Annotated in this window: 12 protein-coding genes and 1 pseudogene; 7 read left to right on the forward strand and 6 right to left on the reverse strand. The window is 69.4% G+C overall.

Features of this window, described 5'->3' with window-relative positions; genetic code table 11:
• Positions 1–38: 38 nt before the first annotated feature.
• On the forward strand, positions 39–473 hold the full coding sequence (locus tag ABZ707_RS07090) for a cold shock domain-containing protein (RefSeq protein WP_360169070.1): 435 nt from the start codon (positions 39–41) through the stop codon (positions 471–473).
• Between the two features lie 152 nt (positions 474–625).
• Here the strand turns inward: ABZ707_RS07090 and ABZ707_RS07095 are convergent, their stop codons facing one another.
• Positions 626–1609 (reverse strand): helix-turn-helix domain-containing protein, encoded by a 984-nt coding sequence (locus ABZ707_RS07095; protein ID WP_360169073.1) that lies wholly within the window; start codon positions 1607–1609, stop codon positions 626–628.
• 228 nt (positions 1610–1837) lie between these two features.
• On the opposite strand from ABZ707_RS07095, the gene ABZ707_RS07100 reads away from it, so the two are divergent.
• Positions 1838–5275, forward strand: a complete 3438-nt coding sequence (locus ABZ707_RS07100) for a S8 family serine peptidase (RefSeq protein WP_360169076.1) — start codon at positions 1838–1840, stop codon at positions 5273–5275.
• A 177-nt stretch (positions 5276–5452) separates the two neighbouring features.
• Here ABZ707_RS07100 and ABZ707_RS07105 read toward each other — a convergent pair whose 3' ends face one another.
• The 4 genes from ABZ707_RS07105 to ABZ707_RS07120 all read right to left on the reverse strand — a co-directional run bounded on the left by ABZ707_RS07105 (position 5453) and on the right by ABZ707_RS07120 (position 11365).
• On the reverse strand, positions 5453–6406 hold the full coding sequence (locus ABZ707_RS07105) for a hypothetical protein (RefSeq protein ID WP_360169079.1): 954 nt from the start codon (positions 6404–6406) through the stop codon (positions 5453–5455).
• A 344-nt stretch (positions 6407–6750) separates the two neighbouring features.
• On the reverse strand, positions 6751–7740 hold the full coding sequence (locus ABZ707_RS07110) for an alpha/beta hydrolase (protein ID WP_360169081.1): 990 nt from the start codon (positions 7738–7740) through the stop codon (positions 6751–6753).
• Between the two features lie 217 nt (positions 7741–7957).
• Positions 7958–9307: an aminotransferase gene (locus ABZ707_RS07115; RefSeq protein WP_360169084.1), complete on the reverse strand. Its 1350-nt coding sequence runs from the start codon at positions 9305–9307 to the stop codon at positions 7958–7960.
• Positions 9308–9718: 411 nt separating this feature from the next.
• A complete protein-coding gene (locus ABZ707_RS07120; protein ID WP_360169087.1) occupies positions 9719–11365 on the reverse strand; it encodes an alkaline phosphatase D family protein in 1647 nt (548 codons plus the stop codon).
• 525 nt (positions 11366–11890) lie between these two features.
• Here ABZ707_RS07120 and ABZ707_RS07125 point away from each other — a divergent pair.
• Positions 11891–12676 carry an SAM-dependent methyltransferase gene (locus ABZ707_RS07125; protein WP_360169090.1) on the forward strand — a complete coding sequence of 262 codons (786 nt, stop codon included), beginning with the start codon at positions 11891–11893 and terminating at the stop codon, positions 12674–12676.
• 256 nt (positions 12677–12932) lie between these two features.
• Here the strand turns inward: ABZ707_RS07125 and ABZ707_RS07130 are convergent, their stop codons facing one another.
• The gene (locus ABZ707_RS07130; RefSeq protein WP_360169093.1) at positions 12933–13811 is read right to left on the reverse strand and encodes an alpha/beta hydrolase; all 879 of its coding nucleotides are present in this window, start codon (positions 13809–13811) and stop codon (positions 12933–12935) included.
• A gap of 310 nt (positions 13812–14121) precedes the next feature.
• Between ABZ707_RS07130 and ABZ707_RS07135 the strand changes: the two genes are divergently transcribed.
• The 4 genes and pseudogenes from ABZ707_RS07135 (at position 14122) to ABZ707_RS07150 (ending at position 17116) form a co-directional block, all read left to right on the forward strand.
• Entirely contained in the window at positions 14122–14622 is a 501-nt protein-coding gene (locus ABZ707_RS07135) for a CGNR zinc finger domain-containing protein (protein ID WP_360169096.1), read from the forward strand.
• A gap of 123 nt (positions 14623–14745) precedes the next feature.
• Positions 14746–15315, forward strand: a pseudogene (locus ABZ707_RS07140) (M15 family metallopeptidase); the annotation flags it as partial.
• Between the two features lie 34 nt (positions 15316–15349).
• Positions 15350–15676, forward strand: a complete 327-nt coding sequence (locus ABZ707_RS07145; RefSeq protein WP_360169099.1) for a hypothetical protein — start codon at positions 15350–15352, stop codon at positions 15674–15676.
• A gap of 294 nt (positions 15677–15970) precedes the next feature.
• Complete coding sequence (locus ABZ707_RS07150; RefSeq protein ID WP_360169102.1) at positions 15971–17116, forward strand: beta-propeller fold lactonase family protein; 1146 nt, start codon at positions 15971–15973, stop codon at positions 17114–17116.
• Positions 17117–18279 lie beyond the last annotated feature (1163 nt).

Consider the following 18279-nt stretch of genomic DNA (forward strand, 5'->3'; position numbering starts at 1 on the left):
TCGGGCAAGGGGCCCGGTCTGGTTTGGGGTTGGTTGGCATGGTTGCTGGGCGTGTGATTCGGTTTGACGCTACGCGGGGTTATGGGTTTATCGCTCCCGAAACGGGTGGCGAGGATGTCTTCTTGCATGTGAACGATCTGCTGATCCCGGAGTCCTATGTGCGCGCCGGTCTGGAGGTCGAGTTCGAGACGGAGGACGGCGGCCGGGGGCTGAAGGCGTCGTCCGTGCGGCTCGCCGAGCGGTCCGGCGCTCCGCAGCCGGTCCGGGCGCCGCTGCCGGCTCCGTCCACGGCCGCGCCGACGGCGTCCGGCGGAGAAGACTCGCTGTGCGATGTGCTCGGGGTGGAGGAGTACACCCGGGAGGTGACCGAGCTCCTGCTGAAGGCAGGTCCGCGCCTGACCGGAGAGCAGATCCTGGAGATCCGCCATGAGCTGCTGAAGTCCGCGGAGAGCCACGGCTGGACCGAGGACTGACAAGCGCCGTCCCGTACGGCGGGCGAGACCGGCTCGCGTGTCCGCGGCGTCGTTCAACTGCGGTGGTGTGGCGGTTGGACGACGCCGTTGTCGTCCGCCCGCCGGACCCGGCCGGTGTACTCGGGGCCCGGGGTCCTTCGTTCTGACCCGGCTCAGATCCAGCCGCGGCGGGTCGCCTCCATGGCGATCTGGAAGCGGGTCTGCGCGCCGAAGCGGTGCATCAGCCTGGTGACATGCCGCTGTACGGTGCGCTCGCTCCAGCCCAGGGCCCGGCCGGCCGTTTTGTCCGTCGCGCCGGCGGCCAGCAGGCTCAACAGCTTCGCCTCCTCGTCCGACAGCTCGTCCGCCGCGTCGCCCGTGGCTCTGGGCATCGGCAGCCGGACCGGGACGCTCCGCTCCCAGAAGGCTTCGAACAGCGCGATCAACGCGTCCAGCAGCGGCGACGGATGGATCAGATAGGACGCCGTCACCGCGCTGTCGTCGGGGCGCAGCAGCGGGATGATGGCCAGCCGGTCGTCGGAGATCGCGAGCTTCATCGGCAGATCCGGCGCGATGCGTGCCTGCTCTCCCCGGCGCACCCCCGCTGTGACGTCCTCCAGCCAGCCGGGCAGTGCCAGGACGGTGTTGTCATAGATGACGCGGTAGCGCAGGCCCCGTCTCAGCAGGTCGAGTTCGACGGTGTTCGGCTCGGTGTGTTCCTGGGGCGCGGCGTAGGGCGGGCGGTCGAAGCCCCGTATCTGGGTGCGTGTGTCCCGTTGCATCCGCGCCCAGCGGTGGTTGACATCGTCACGGCCCGAGACGACCTCCACCAGCTCGCCGGGATAGGTGAAGCGGGTGCCCGCGCGGTACAGATCCATCAGTGTCCTGATGTGGGGGCGCACATCGTTCAGAGCGCGCTCGCGCTCGCGCAGTGCCGTTTCGAGTCCGCTGTCCGGCGAGACCACCACATAGGTGACCGGACGGCCCCCCGAGCGCGTGGCCAGACCGAGCCGGATGAGTGACTGCAGGCTCCTGCGGACGGCCGGCGCGGCCAGCTGGCAGGCGCGCACCAGGTCGGACACCGATGCCTGGGTACTGCGGACCAGGGCGTCGTACACCTCCTCGTCGCGCTTGCTCAAACCGATGGATTCCAACATCGCCGGCCTCCTCCACGTCCCGGTCCCGGTCCCGGTCGTCCCACCTCATCCTGTCCGATCCCTGTCGCACATACGACACCTGACGGGAAGTCGCCTCCGGTTGCGCTTGTCAGGACGCCGAAGCGGATGTCAGCGTTCCAGCATTTACCCCGTCAGTTCGACACACGGTGCGGCCCACCGGTCACCAGCCGGTGGCCGGTGGGCCACCACCGAGAAGGAGAGCCCAGGTTGTCGTCAGCCTTCCGGTCCCGCGGGCTACGCCTGCCCGCACTGTTGTTGGCGTTCGGAATATCAGCGGCGACCCTGGGCGGTGGTCCGGCGGTGGCGCGGGACACCGGCCCGGCGTCGCCACCGGCCTCGGCCGGACGAGCGAAGATCGACCCGAAACTGCTGCAGCGGATGGAGGCCGTCGGAGCGCGCGGCAGCGGCCGCGTCGAAGCGGCCGTCGTCCTGCGCGACCAGCCCGGCCTCCCGGACCGGGGGACCGGGGCGAGACAGGTGCGCACGGAACTGAGCCGGACCGCGGCGTCGGTGCAGTCGCCCGTCGTTGACATGGTGGAAGCCCGTGGCGACGAGGTGCTGAACACCTTCTGGCTGAAGAACATGGTCCTGGTGAAGGCCACACCGGAGACACTGAAGGAACTGGCCGAACTCGCCCCGGTCGACCACATCATCCCGAACTTCACACTGAAGGTGCCGCCGGCCACCCGGGCCGCGACACCTCGGGCCGCGGTCGCCGAGCCGACCACCTGGGGCCTGGCCAAGATCGGTGCCGACCGGGTGCTGAGCGAGCGGAAGGTGACGGGCGAGGGCGTACGGGTGGCGGTGCTGGACACCGGCGTCGACATCACCCATCCCGATCTGGCGGGGAAGCTCGCGACCGACAAGGCCGCGGATCCGTCGTATCCGGGCGGGTGGATGGAGTTCTCCGGCACGGGTGAGCCGGTGCCGTCCGAGCCCCACGACAGCAGCTACCACGGCACCCATGTGGCGGGCACCGTCGCCGGCGGCAACGCCTCCGGGACGCAGGTCGGAGTCGCGCCCGGCGTCGACCTGATGGCGGGACTGACCATTCCGGGCGGGCAGGGGACACTCGCCCAGGTGATCGCCGGCATGCAGTGGGCGATAGCTCCCTACGCCGCCGACGGCACTCCGGCTGGTGAACCGGCCGATGTCGTCAGCATGTCACTGGGGGCGGAAGGCTATGCCGACGAACTCGTCGAGCCCACCCGCAACATCTACCGGGCCGGTGTGTTCCCGTCCTTCGCCGTCGGCAACGAATGCGTGGACGGCTCGGCCAGCCCCGGGAACGTCTACGAGGCCGTGGCGGTGGGAGCCACCGACGACGGCGACGGTGTGGCCGATTTCTCGTGCGGCGAAGTGGTCGAGAGAAGCGACTGGATCGACGCACCGGCCGAATGGCCCGAGTCCTATGTCGTACCCGACATCTCCGCCCCCGGAGTCGACGTACTCTCCACCCTGCCCGGCGGTGAGTACGGCATGCTGAGCGGGACCTCGATGGCCACGCCTCATGTGTCGGGCACGGTGGCCCTGATGCTCCAGGCCAATCCCGAACTGACCGTGGACGACACCCTGGACATCCTCGCCGGTACGTCGTTCTTCGACGACCGGTACGGCGCGCGCCCCAACCCGCGGTACGGCTGGGGCAGGATCGACGCCTACGCCGCCGTCACGGAGGCGGGTCTCAGGAGCGGTGTGCGGGGCACGGTCGCCGACACCAGGACCGGCAAGCCGCTGGCGGGCGTGACCGTGGCCCGCGCGGACAACGGCCGCACGGTCGAGACGGACAAGGACGGGCGCTTCGAGATCCGGCTCGGCGCCGGCACCCAGGAACTGCGGTTCTCGCGTTTCGGCTACCAGCCGGAGACGGTCAGGACACGGGTGACCGCGGACAAGTACACCGACGTCCGCCCGCGTATGACGCCGACCCCGCGAGGGAGGATCACCGGCCGGGTCACCTACGGACCGACAGGCACCACGGTGCCGGGGGCCACCGTCCGTGTGCTCGACGTGCCGGACACACTGGTGGCGACGACGGACCGAGACGGCCGCTACACCATCCGCGATGTGCCCGAGGGCAGCTACCAGGTGTCGGCCACGGCCGCGGGGATCTCACGCTCCCAGCCCGTGCCGGTGGAGGTGAAGAAGCACCGCCTCACCGGTCACGCCGACCCGCGACTTCCCCGCCCCTCCGCCACCGACCGGGTCTCGCTGACGCCCGAGGGCAAGCAGGTCAACCACGAGGCATGGTGGCCCAGAATAAGCGCCGACGGAAGCGCCGTGGCGTTCGCGAGCCCCGCGTCCAACCTGGTCGACGGCGACACCAACGGCGAGCTCGACATCTTCGTCACCGACCTCGGCACCCGTGCCACCGAGCGGGTGTCGGTGGGCTCCGACGGCGCCCAGGGCGACAGCTTCTCGCTGTCTCCCACCCTCAGCACGGACGGCAGGTACATCGGATTCAACAGCGGTGCCACCAATCTGGTCGCGGGCGACACCAACGAGCAGACCGACAGCTTTGTGCACGACCGGCGGACCGGTGTGACCGAGCGGGTGTCGGTCGCCTCCGACGGCACGGAGGGTGACGGCCTGTCATCGGCGCCCTCGTTCAGCGCCGACGGCAGATTCGCCGTCTTCAACAGCGACGCCACCCAGCTCGTTCCCGGCGACACCAACGGCACCACCGATGTCTTCGTCCACGACCGGCAGACCGGCCGGACCGAGCGCATCTCGCAGACGCCGGGCGGTGCCGGCGGCGACGGCAGCTCCCGGGAGCAGTCGATCAGCGCGGACGGCCGCTATGTCGCCTTCCAGAGCAACGCCACCAATCTGGTGGCCGGGGACACCGACACGGCCACCGATGTCTTCGTCCACGACCGGCAGACCGGCACGACCACGCTGATCCCCGGTCCCGTCCCGGACGCCAACAACACCGGACCGCTGATCAGCGCGGACGGCCGGGTGGTCGCCTTCGGCACGGACAACGGAAAGATCTACGTGTACGACCGGGAGACGGGCGCCACCGAGCAGATCGGGGTCGCCTCCGACGGCACCGAGGGCAACGACTGGTCCTTCGCGCCCTCCCTCAGCACCGACGGACACCTGGTCGCCTTCTACAGCAGCGCGACCAATCTGGTCCCGGGCGACACCAACGGGAGGGCGGACATCTTCGTACGCGACCGCACGGCGGGCACCACGCAGAGGATCTCCGACGGACTGGAGGGCGCGGAGGGCGACGGCACGTCCGACCTGCCGTCGATCAGTGGTGACGGGCGCCTTGTCGCCTTTGAGAGCACCTCTGCCAACCTGGTGGCCGATGACACCAACCGGCGGTCCGACATCTTCGTCCACGACCGGGTGGCCGGGCCGGAGCCCCGCTTCGCCTGGAGCGGACTGTCCGTCACACCGGACACCGCCCGCGCGGGAGCGCGCGTACGCGTCACGGCCGAGGTGAAGAACGTCGGTGAGAAGGCGGGCTCGTACCAGGCGGTCCTCCGGGTCGGGGGCGAGGTGGAGCAGAGCCGCACCGTCGAGGTCCGGCAAGGCCGGAGCGAACGGCTCACCTTCGATGTGCGCCGCGGGGACGCGGGCATGTACACCGTGACGGTCGGCCCGCTGACCGGCCAGTTCACCGTGCGCCGGTAACCGGGCGGCACCCGTCCACTCGAACGCCCGGGGCGCCGGGGTCCTCTCAGGTCCCCGGCGCCCCGGGCAGGTCGCTGGACCGGCGCGCACACCGGCAGCGCGGCTCGGCCCGGCGGGAGCCGCCGAGGCCGGAGCCGCGAGGTGACACCGGCCCCGACCGGCGCGTCCGTGGCCGGGTCAGTGGGCGAGGCGTGGGCGCTGGGCCGCTCCGGGGGCCACACCGAGGCGTTCCAGCAGCAGTCCTTCCCGAGTGGACCAGTGGCAGATGGTGACGCTTTCCGCCCGGCAGTGCTCCATGAGGGCCTCGGCGATCAGCGCACCGGCCAGGGACTGCTCCGCGCGGTGCCGCGAGATGCCCGGCAGATCCCTGAGCCGGGCCGGGTCCGCCGCCAGGAACAACGGGAACGTCGCCCGCAGTTCGGAGAGCGTGAGCCGGCGTGGCGTACGTACGTGTGTGCTGCGGGCCCCGGCGAGCCGGGCGAGCTGGGCGAACGTCTTGGAACAGGCGAGGACGTGTCCGCCCGGGTCGGCGCGCGGCAGAGCGGGAAGCGCCTTCAGTGAGCTGCGCAGATGCCGTCGGACCCCGGCCAGGCGCTTTTCGGACGCGGCGGTGCCGCCGGGCAGCCAGTCACGGGTGATCCTGCGGGCGCCCAACGGCAGCGAGTGCAGGACGCGGGGCTCGTCCGCGCTGCCGGAGGCGATCTCCACGGTCCCGCCGCCGATGTCCAGGACCAGCAGGGGACCGGTCGCGGTGCCCGCCCAGTGCCGGGCCGCCACATAGGCCAGCCGCGCCTCCTCCTCGCCCGGCAGCACCTGGAGCCGGACGCCGGTGGCCCGGGCCACCCGGTCGATGACCTCGTCCCGGTTGGGCGCGTCCCGGATGACGGAGGTGGCGAACGCGTACGCCTCGGGCAGGCGCAGTCTCGGATCCGTCGTGACCGCCTCGGCCACCGCCCGCTGCACGCTCTTGATCCCGGGCCCGGTCAGCCGCCCCTTCGCGTCGAGGAACATGTGCAGTCTCAGCCGGACCTTGCGAGTGAGCACCGGCTCCAGCGTCCCGCCCTTCCTCCGCCGCGCCACAGCGAGCAAAGCACTGTGGCAGCCGACATCGAGCACCCCCGCCTGCCGCATTCCCCCACCTTTCCGCACACGAACACCCCGTCGGACCGCGCGCGTTGAACGCCCCGCGCCTGGTACTCGTCCAGGTGCCGGCGGCCATGGCACGACAGCGGTCCACCCCTCCGTAACCATTATGTCACCGTCCGTACGGGCATGGTTGAGGGAGGGGTGAGTGCCGCCGCGGTCCGTGCTTCCGGACGGGAATCCGGCTGTGCCGCCGCGTGCGCCTCCGCCTTCGTGGTCTGCGGGTCTGCGGGTCTGCGGGTTTGCGGGGCTGCGGGTCTGCGGGGCTGCGGGTCTGCGGTGTTGGCGGCGTCCCTTCTCGGCTGCTCGGTGAGGGGGCGTTGATCAGTTGATCAGGCGGGCAGCGAGGCGAGCCAGCGGAGCAGCAGCCGATTGACCTCGGTGTGGCGTTCCTGCTGGATCCAGTGGCCGCAGCCGTCGAGGACATGCGAGGAACGCAGGCCGGGCAGGGTGGTGGGATACGCCTTGATCGCGTCGGCCAGCCAGGTGGTGGAGGCGTCCAGCGCTCCGCCGAGGAACAGGGACGGCTGGGTGACGGGGGCGCCGTCGAAGCCGGCGAGGTCCTTCCAGTCGCGGTCCATGTTCCGATAGCGGTTGAGCGCCCCGCTCATGCCGGTCCGTTCGAACTCCCCGGCGTAGACGTCGAGGTCGTCCTGACTGAGCCAGGCGGGCAGCCGCCCGACGGGGAACCGGTCACGGAGCTTCCCTCCCCGGCTCACGAAGTGCGGGTCCGGCGAGCCGGGTGCGGGCATGGTGTCGGCGGACAGGGCGGCGTAGAAGCCGGCCAGCCAGCCGCGCACATCGGGTTCGATCTCGGCTTCTGCCCGGCCGGGCTGCTGGAAGTAGGAGACGTAGAACTCCTCGTCGCCGCCCATCCGCGCGAAGACCTCGCTGGGCAGCGGTCCGCCGCGCGGGGTGTAGGGCACGCTCAGCAGAGCCACCGCACGGAAGACGTCCGGCCTGGTCAGCGCGGAGTTGGCGGCGATGGTCGAGCCCCAGTCATGGCCGATGATCACCGCGGACTCCGCGCCGAGGGCACGCACTACGGCGACGTTGTCCTCGACGAGGTCGAGCATCCGGTACGCGGCCGCGCCGTCGGGTGCGGAGGAGCGCCCATAACCCCGGACGTCGATGGCGACCGCGCGGTACCCGGCTGCCGCCAGCACCGGCAACTGGTGGCGCCAGGAGTACCAGGACTCGGGGAACCCGTGCACCATGAGGACCAGCGGCCCGCTGCCCTCCGACACCAGATGTGTCCGGCCCGCCGGCGAGGCGATCAGGCGGTGTTCGGCTGGTGTGCCCCGGGTGTGCTGCTGTGACATGGGTCCTCCGGCTCTGTCGTTCTGCGGCATACCGAGCACACGGGCGGACCCATTCCGCTCGCGGCCGGCCGCACCGCGGCTCGGACAGCGAGCATGGGGCCGACGGTGCGGTCGACGCGAACTTTCTTGCTGTTCCGGCAAACCCGCTCTGAGCGACAGGGCCTTCGGCGGCCGGGGGATCCGCCGGGGCGAACGCTCACAGCGTGGCGCATCCGGCTCACGCGCGAGCGGAGACCACCTCGTGGTAGGCGTCGCCGAAGCGATGAGCCATCGTCTTGATCTCGGTGTCGGAGCTGACCAGCGGCGGGGAGAAGATCACGTTGTCACCCGTCGCGCGCAGCAGCAGCCCCTGTTCCATCGCTTTCGCGGCCACGAGCGGGCCCAATTGGCCTTGCTGCAATCCATGGGCGGCCGAATCGAACGTCACGGCACTGAGGAAGCCGTAACTACGCACGTCCTGGACCAGCTCCGCGCCATGAAACGTGCCGAGGGCGTCGGCGAGCACCGGTGCGAGGGCACGCACATGGCCCGGGATGTCGCGTTCCTTGAGGATGGCGAGATTCTCTCGGGCGACGGCCGCTGCCACCGGGTGTCCGGAGTAGGTGAAGCCGTGGCCGAACGAGCCCGAGTTCGCGGACCCCTCGGCGAGAGCGGCGTACACCCGCTCTCCCACCATGACCGCGGAAATCGGCAGGTACGAAGAGGAGAGACCCTTGGCAAAGGTCATCATGTCCGGCCTGAGATCGAATTCCGTGGTCCCGAACATGGAACCGGTGCGGCCGAAACCGGTGATCACCTCGTCGGCTATGAAGAGGATGTCGTGACGCGCCAGAACCTCCTGAACCCGCTGGTAATAACCGGTCGGAGGGATGATGACGCCGCCCGCGCCGAGAATTGGTTCGCCGATGAAAGCGGCGATCGTGTCGGCGCCTTCGGTGGCGATGAGGTCCTCAAGTCGCATGATGAGCCAGTCGACGAACTGGTCATCTGTCAGGTTGTTCGCGCGGGCGTCGAGCGGGTCGGGGCACGGCACCTTCAGGAAATTCGGCAGCGGGATGCCGAATCCCTCGTGAATATGGGGGATTCCGGTGGCAGAGCCGCTGGCCACGGTGGTCCCGTGGTAGCTCCGCTGATGAGAGATGATCTTCGTGCGTCCAGGACGCCCCAAGCTCCGATGGTAATACCACGCGAATTTGAAAGCGCTGTCGTTCGCTTCCGAGCCCGAGTTCGCGAAGAAGGTGCGCCCCATCGCCATCGGTGACATCTCGGCCAGGTCGTCGGCCAGGGCCAGGGGGACGTCGCTCGTGCGGTGGTCGAAGGACGGATAGAACGGCAGCTTGGCCATCTGATCGGCGGCGGCCTTGATGAGCCGGGGTTCGCCGTAGCCGAGGTTTGTGCAGAGAATTCCGGAGACACCGTCGAGATAGGCGTTGCCCTCGCTGTCCCACACCGTGATCCCCTCGCCGCGAGTAATGACATGCGGCGGAGTCTCCAGGTGGAGAGCGGTATGTGGTTCGAGCATGGTGGACGTCTGCGGGTCGAGCACGGTGGATGAGCGATGAGGCATGAGAACTCCCTGCGGGTTGCGAGTTGCATTCTCAGAGTGACGAATTGAGCCCCCCAGCCGAATACCGGCTCTTTCCGTGGTACACGAAAGGAGTTCGAACGGCAAACAGCGCGCCATGCGTACGTCGTGCACACCCGGCTTCCCGCCGTCGGACGGCGAATACGCGTAACCGGAGAGTGAGTCCCGGAACGCGCCGCCGCAGGCCGTCCCGTAATCCCCGCTGGATGAACGGGACAGCACTGAGAAAAACGAAGCGCGGGACGGTGCGGTGAAGCACCGTCCCGCGCCTGAGAAGGTACGGGGAGGGAACGGGCCGGGAGAGAACGGGGAGGAACGCCTGCCGAGCCCGTTCAGCCCGTACCGTTCAGCCCGTACCGCTCCGGTCTCCCGTGGTTTCCCGCCGACGGAGCGTCAGACCGGCTTCAGTCCCGGGTCGCCGGCCTCGGTGACAAATGAACCCGCCGTACTGATTGGGGCGTTCGGCGTCGTCACGGCGGAGACCGTGCGGAAGTCGGCCCTGGCCTGGTCGTCCCCGAGGGTGACGGTCACATAGCCGCGTCGTCCGTTGTAGAACTTCATGTGCGGGTTGGCCTGGAGATAGGTGTCGTAGTTGGACGGCTTGTCGGAGCCGTCCTTGCCGCTGCTGATGGAGGTCGCCACGATCTCGGTGCCCAGGGTGCGTGAGTCGGGGTCGTTCCAGTCCTTCTTCAGGTCGTAGGCGTTGGCGACATGGACGTCCCCGGTCAGCACCATGAGGTTGTCCAGTCCGGCCGCCTCGGCGCCGTCCATGAGCCGCTGCCGGGAGGCCGGGTAGCCGTCCCACGAGTCCATCGACAGCTTGAAGTCGGGGGTCGGCAGGCTGCGGCGCTGGGAGAAGGTCACCTGCTGCGGCACGACGTTCCAGGTGGACCGGGAGTTCTTCCAGCCGTCCAGCAGCCACCGCTCCTGGGTCCCGCCGGTCAGGGTGCGCGACGGGTCCTCGGACTCGGGGCCCGGGGTCTGCCAGCCGTCGCCGTACGCCTGGTCGGAGCGGTACTGCCGGGTGTCCAGGATGTCGAACTGCGCGAGGCGGCCGAAGTACAGCCGGCGGTAGAGCTGCATGTCCGGTCCGTCGGGCTGCTGCGGCTTGCGCAGCGGCTGGTTCTCCCAGTACGCGCGGTAGGCCGAGGCCCGGCGGAGCAGGAACTCCTCCGGCGGCACGTCGTTCTCGGGTGTCTCGTCGGCGTAGTTGTTCTCGGTCTCGTGGTCGTCCCAGGTGACGACGAAGGGGTGGGCGGCGTGCGCGGCCATCAGGTCGGGGTCCGACTTGTAGAGCGCGTAGCGCAGCCGGTAGTCCTCCAGCGTGACCGTCTCGCGGTTGTAGTGCGCGGGCAGCCGGCGGTCGGTGTAGTTCCGGGAGCCGCCGGCGGCGGTCACCGCGTACTCGTACAGGTAGTCGCCGAGGTGGAAGACGACACCGAGGTCTTCCTGGGCGAGGTGCCGGTACGCGGTGAAGTAGCCGTCGTGGTACGCCTGGCAGGAGACCGCGGCAAGCCTGAGCTCGGAGATCCGGGCGTTACGGGCGGGCGCGGTGCGGGTGCGGCCCACGGGGCTGATCCAGGCACCGGCGCGGAAGCGGAAGTAGTACACGCGGTCGGAGTCCAGGCCGGACACGTCGATGTGCACGGCGTGGTTGAACTCGGGGTGGGCGTCGACCGTGCCGTGCTTGACCACGCGGGTGAACCGGGAGTCGTTGGCGACCTCCCAGCGAACGGAGACTCTCTTCGCGGGGAGGCCGCTGCCGGACTCGTAGGGGCTCGGTGCGAGGCGGGTCCAGAGCACCACGCCGTTCGGGCGCGGCTCGCCGGAGGCGACGCCGAGGGTGAACGGGTCGCTCTTGATCTTTGCTGCGTCGAGTTCGGCGGCACTCGCGGTACCGGCGGCGGGGAGGTTGACGGCGAAGGCGAGCGCGACGGCGGCACCGGTCCCGGTGAGGAACCGGCGGCGGCCGAAGTCGGCCGCGGCGGCCCTGAGGTCGGAGGAGTGCGTGCCCGGGGCGTTGCGGTGTACAGGAGTCATATGCCCTTCCCTGACTGCGGTGGTGAAAGGCATTGCAGTCAGGCGTGGAGGCGAACCGCTGTCGGGCAGCCGACATCCGCATGGCCGCTGCGTGAGTTGACCGTGCCGTGTCAAAGAGCGTGCCGAAAAGTCGAGTTTGGCCGCCCGTTCGTACGAGACGCCGGACGGCCGCCCGGCAGAGCCGGTCCGCGGGAGGCCGGTGCGCCGGCGGAGGGCCGTGCTTCGCGCGCCGTGAACACTTCGTGACGGCAGGTGTTCGCGGAGATCGCGGGATCGACACGACCTCCTCACCGTCACCTTGTTGTGGGAGACTGCGCTGGTCAGGTGGCGGTGGGGGGTGTGTATGAGCGGGCCGGACACGTCTTCAGCGGCGAGGCGGGGCCGCGGCGGGAAACGTTGTCACGGCCGTCCGCGTCCCGGCGCGGTTGGCCGGCCGCTCGCCCCGGCCCGGCATCGGGTCCGCCGCACGTCCCGGCTCTCATCTGACGTTGTCCCATCTGTATCCATCGCGCTACGGAGCTCGTCATGACAGCAGGTACTCCCAAGCCCCAGATCGACACCAGCAAGCCTCATCCCGCGCGTGTCTATGACTGGCTCCTGGGCGGCAAGGACAACTATCCCGTCGATCAGGAGGTGGGGGAGAAGCTTCCGCCCGAGGCGAAGGACGCCGCGCGTCAGAACCGCGATTTCATGCGCCGCGCGGGCGCCTGGCTGGCGAGCACCGGCGTGGACCAGTTCCTCGACATCGGTACCGGTATCCCGACCGAGCCCAACCTGCACCAGATCGTCCAGGAGATCGTGCCGGCCGCGCGGATCGTCTACACCGACAACGACCCCATCGTGCTCCGGCACGCGGAGGCCCTGCTGATCAGCAGGCCCGAAGGTGTCACCGACTACATCCAGGCGGATGTGCGCGAGCCACAGGTGATCCTTGAACACGCCCGTGGCTTCCTGGACTTCGACCGGCCGGTCGCTCTCTCCCTCATCGCTCTGATGCACTTCATCCCCGACGACCAGGAGGCGCACGACATTGTGCGCACCCTGGTGGACGCGCTGCCCTCCGGCAGCTACCTGGTGCTGTCCCACGCGGCCTCGGACCTCTTCCCGGAGCTGTCGGCCAGGGTCACCGCCGAGTACGCGAGGGGCGGTATCCAGCTCGGCTTCCGGGACCGTACCGAGGTCGGCCGCTTCTTCGAGGGGCTCGACCTGGTCGAGCCCGGCCTGGTGACGGCGCCGAAGTGGTTCAGGGGCACGTCCGCCCCGCAGGCGGAGGACAGCGGTATCTACGCAGGAGTGGCCCGCGTTCGCTGAAGGCACGTCAGATCCCGTCCGGCGGGCGGCCATTCGGCCGCCGGTGCCGGACGGGCGGCCGGAGCGGCTGTCGCACGCGGAGGCGCGGGCCCCGGTCTCGCGACACCGTCCACCGTGGTGGCCGGCGGATGCCGTGACGGCGCTCCGGGGCCCGCGATGCGCGAAGGAAGAAGCCTGCCCTCCTTGCCCCGGCGGCTGGAAAAACTCATCGCCGTCCGACGCGGCGCCCGTGCCAACACGCCCTTCCCGCCGGGGACTACGGGACAGCCGGGAGAGTGCGGCCGAGGAATCCGCGGACATAGCCGGCGATGGTGTCGAGCCGGCTCTCCAGCGCGAAGTGGCCGGCGTCGAGAAGATGGATCTCGGCATCGGGCAGGTCGCGAAGGAAGGCGCGCGCGCCGTCGGGCCCGAAGATCTCGTCGTTGGCTCCCCAGACCGCCAGCAGCGGTACCTGACTGGCGCGGAAGTATTCCTGGAGCGCGGGGTACAGCTCGACGTTGGACGGATAGTCCTGGAAGAGCCGTAGCTGGATCTCGGCGTTGCCGGGGCGGTCCAGCAGAGGCTGGTCGTGGGCCCAGGTGTCGGGGCTGACGAGACTCTTGTCGGCCACGCCGTTGAGGTACTGCCAGCGGGTGCTCTCCAGCGTCAGCGCCGCGCGCATGACCGGCTCGGTGTCGGGGCCGGGCGCCTCGGCGTACGCGAAGACACCGCGCCAGAAGGCGTCGACGAATCCGTCGGTGTAGGCGTTGCCGTTCTGGGAGACGATCGCGGTGATCTTGTCCGGGGTGCGGGTCGCCAGACGCCAGGCGATGGGGGCGCCGTAATCCTGCGCGTACACCGCGAACCGGTTGATGCCCAACTGTTCCAGCAGCCCCGCGGTGATGTCGGCGAGGGCGTCGAAGGTGTACGGAAACTCCTCCGGCGACGGCATGGACGACTGTCCGAAGCCGATGTGGTCCGGCGCGAGGACGTGATAACGGTCCGCCAGCAGGGGGATGAGATGGCGGAACATGTGCGAACTGGTCGGAAAGCCGTGCAGCAGCAGGACCACGGGAGCGTCGCGCGGGCCGGCCTCACGGTAGAAGACGTTCTGGCCCGCGACCGTCGCGGTGAGATGGCGTACGGGAACGACCATGGCTAACCTCCAAAATGGATCTATGCGGTTATGGATAGTGGAGCACTCGACCTGTAACCTGTCAAACGTGTTGATGGGGTTAGGGTCCGAGTCGGTGGGCCGTTCGGTGCCCGGTCCCGCATGCCTTCCCGGTCCCGGGGCCGGATGGCCGGCGTGGCGTCAGGTGTCGCTCGGGACGGCGGCAGCCGAATGCCGGACGGGCCTCGCGCCGACGCCCCGGCACCGCGGCGGTCCGCCCGCGCGTCCACGCCGACCGTGTCGGCGTGTAACCTGCCAAGGGAGACATGGGGGTTACTGGGAAGGGGTACGGATGGCCGACGAGAACGCGGCGCTGGCCCTGCTGAACAGCCGTCCTGTTGTCGACGGTGAGCCGCGCGACGCCCTTGGCGCAGATGACGAGGGTGCGCGCTGGCTGCGGGCGCGGGGCGGCAGTGGATCCGCCGGTGAGCTGCGTACCGTGCGCAGGGCCCGGGATCTGCTGGACTCCGTGGTCCGTGGCGAGGCCCCGGCCGGCGTGCTCGCCGAGGTGCTCGAAGGCGTCCACCGCCTGCCGCACTTCAGTGACGAGGGCCTCACCTGGAAGGTGTGTGTTGAAGAGGACGCCCGCTTCGCGGTGGACGCCGTGCTCGCCTGGGACGAGCTTCGCCGTGAGGCACCGGGACGGCTGCGCCCCTGCGTCAACCCGGAGTGCCGCCTCTTCCTGATCGACCGCAGCCACGCGAACCGGGCCCGGTGGTGTTCGATGGCCACGTGCGGCAATCGTATGAAGGCGCGCCGGCACCACGAGCGGTCACGCGCCGCAGGGACCTGACGGCGGTCGCCCCGCCGGTGCGGGCCCCTTCACTCAGGGGCCCCCTTCACTCCGGAACGGGACGGTGTGGCGGACACGAGGCCGGGGTTCAAGCGTCCGGTGTGTCCCGGAGATAATCCTTCGATGAACGAGATCGTCCTGATGTCGGATCCGAAGGTCGCCGCCATACCCGTCAGGGAATGCGGTGAACGCCTCGTCGACGTACGCCTCGGCGGTTCGCTGCTGGTCGATGCGCGCAGACAGGACCCGGCAGGTGCTTCCGCGCATCTGCGGGAGGGCGTCCTTGAGCGGCTCCTCGAAGCACAGACGACGCTGCCGCGCGGCCACCGGCTGTTGTTTGTCGAGGGATACCGGCCGATCTCGCTGCAGCGGCGGTACTTCGAGGAGTACGCGGCCCAGCTCCGGGCCGGCCGGCCCGAATGGTCCGCCGAGCGGATCCACTCGGCGGCCAGCCGGTATGTCTCACCGCCCGGCATAGCCCCGCACAGCGCCGGCGCGGCGGTCGATCTGACCCTCGCCGACGCCGACGGTCAGGAACTGGACCTCGGCACCCGGATGAACGCGGATCCCGAAGAGAGCGAAGGCGCCTGCTACACCGGGGCCGCCAACATCAGCGAGGAGGCGCGCGCTCATCGTGAACTCCTGGGGGCCGCGCTGACGGCTGCGGGCCTGGTCAACTACCCCACCGAATGGTGATCCCACCGTCTGGTTCGAGGACAGCCACCCCGTGCCCGAGGAGGAGCCCCTGAGCAGATTCCTCCTCCAGTTCGCCCTTGAGGAGGCCACGCTGTCGGCTGTCCACCAGGCCCGTTGCGGCAACCTTCCCAGGCATCTCCTGCCCGCACTCGAGAGCTGCCTGCGGCGCGTGCCCCTGCGGCCGTTCTTGGCGCCCGCCGACGCACCGACGGACTTCCTCGTCGCCCCTGGCCTCGTCGCCACGGTCGGCCCCAGCGGGGACGCCGGGAAGGTTGATGTCTCGATCGGCGCCCAGCACCGCGGCTCCCTGGGGCCCCTCGACCGGCTCGACATCCCCTGGCGGCGCTTCGACGGGTGACGGATCCCGGACGCACCGGCTCCGGACGCAGGGGCCGCGTCAACGCCCACCGGTGGCGGGCGGCGTGGCTGGTTCCACGTACGTGGCGCCGTACCCGGATGGTCTCTTGACGTATCGAAGGACTGCGCCGTCCGCCGTCATGCCGCTCACTCCAACGAGGGAACGGGGCGCCGACGTCCAGGCAATGCGCGTCCGCGCACGCGACCTGCACGATCATGACCGCGGCCGTGCCTCCGCACCACAGGGACATGCGGGCCGGTCATCACACGCACCCGCGTCCGCGAAAGGGAAGCGATGAAGAGCACGCCCCAGCTCGCCCGTACGATCAAGATCGCTGTCACGGTGGCCGCTTCCATGGCTACGTTCGCCCTTCCCGCCTCCGCCGAGCCCGCCGGTCGGTCCGGCGTCTCGTCGACCCCGGTATTCGTCCAGACGGACAACACCAGAGGCAACAAGATCGTCGCCTATCACCGCGCCGCTGACGGCTCCTTGCACCGCCGGGGCATCTACGGGACCGGGGGCAAGGGCGGGATCCTCAAGGGTTCGGTCGTCGACCACCTCGCCTCACAGGGCTCTCTCACCTATGACCGCCGCCACAAACTGCTCTACGCGGTGAACGCCGGCAGCAACACCATCACCCGGTTCTCCGTCAACGGCGACCGGCTTCGACGGCAGCAGGTGATCCCGTCCGGCGGCACCTTCCCGGTCAGTGTCACCGTGCACGGTGACCGTGTCTATGTCCTCAACGCACGCAGGGGCGGCTCCATCCAGGGGTACCGGCACACCAAGGACGGGCTGCGCCGCGTCCCCGCCTGGCACCGGTCCCTCCGTCTGAACACCACCGCATCGCCGGAGTTCACCCACACCCCCGGCCAGGTCTCCTTCACTCCCGACGGATCGAGTCTGGTCGTCACCACCAAAGCGGGCGGCAACGGCATCGACGTTTTTCCGCTCGGCTCCTCCGGTGCCCCCTCGGCCAAGCCCGTCGTGAACAGCAAGAAGAACTCGGTGCCCTTCGGAGTCACCTTCGACAGCCGGGGCCGGCTCGTTGTGGCCGACACCGGGCCGAATGTGGTCCTGACCTTCGCCCTCGGCCGCAAGGGCAGACTCACCCTGCTCCATGACGTTCCCACCGGCCAGCAGGCCAGTTGCTGGGTCGTCCGCGCCGGCAGCCGCTTCTATGTGTCCAACGCCGGCAGCAGCACGCTGTCCGGCTTCCAGCAGACCCGCGGGGCGGTCCTCAAGCCGCTCGGCAACACACCCACCGGGGTGGGCACTGTCGACGCGGCCGTCACCCCCAACGGGCGCTACTTGTATGTCCAGACCGGAGGGGTGGGCGCCGTGGACGCCTTCCGTATCAACCGCGACGGCACCCTCACCAAGATCGGCACCACTGACGTGCCCGACGCGGTCGCCGGTGAAGGCATCGTGGTGATCTGACAGCCGCCCTCGGCGGGGGCAGCGGTTGCGGCAGTGAGAAGCAGCGCGGCGGCGACGGCGGTGGGCGCGATCGGCACATGGCATGAGAGGGACCGGAGGGATTCGGGCCGTCGTGTCGTGGTCGTGCCCACCGCCTGCCGCTCTCTCTGAATTGACCCTCGGTCAACCGGACTTCGGGGTTGCCCCGGCCGCCGCCGGCTTGGATTGCTTTGCACAAACGGCAAATCGCCCACCGCGGGCCTGTATGGGCCTGCCCGGTCGAGGGTGCCTGATCGTCACCGTCGGTGACACATGGACTTCGCGCAGCGTGACATCGATGTCGGAAAGTCGCGGGTTCAACGGAATCCGCCACTCTTTATGTGAGATGCGTAACTTCCCGCCGAGGAACCGGCACTGAGTTCCAAACGTACCGTCAGGCAGCGCCGCAGGTCGGGGCGTTGGTGCCCCAGGTGGTTCGCTCTCGTGATCTTGGTGCGTCACGCCCAGTGGCACGGAGTGTCCCTGGCCCGTGGTCATGGTGACCATCTGTAGTAGGGGCGCGGAGTGTGGGGCGCGGGTACTGTACTGCCTACCGAACCGCCCCCCTGTGGTCTGGATTGCTTTCGTGAACCATCCCGGGAGTTCACGACAGCCGTGGACCCAGAAAGGGGTGGGCCCGATGGCTTCCAGGCCTGAGGGGTGCTGCTGCTGCACCAAGGCGGATCGCCGCTACAAGTGGTTCCGCTGGCTCGGTCCAATCCTCGCGCTGGTCAAACTCGCGTGGGATCACTTGGGCCGGTAACGCAACAGCCCCGGCCTAAAGGCCGGGGCCGGCGCGGCAGACGGTACGAGAGGTAGAAGGCCTCACTCTGAGCTTCGCAGGCGATGGGTGGGGCCTTCTTCGTGCCCGTTTGCTCATTACTCCCGCGTAGGTTCAGCTCTGACAGTCGTCATGCGAGCCCTCGCGGTGGCTCCCATCTTGCCTGGCGCGGCCCCCGAGTGCGACCGGGGGGCGGGTCTTCGTCTCCCCGGATCGGGGGTCAAATGTGGCAAGGGGGCTGCTCATTGGCGCTATTCGTCCTTTTCGTGTGACGTAAATTACACCCGTTCGTGGAGGCGACTCGCACCCGAATGGACATCAAATAGTCAGCTTTTGTCGCGAGTTCACCTATCTCGGAACTGGC

This window comes from Streptomyces sp. NPDC006923, assembly GCF_040635655.1.
Classification (GTDB): Bacteria; Actinomycetota; Actinomycetes; order Streptomycetales; family Streptomycetaceae; genus Streptomyces.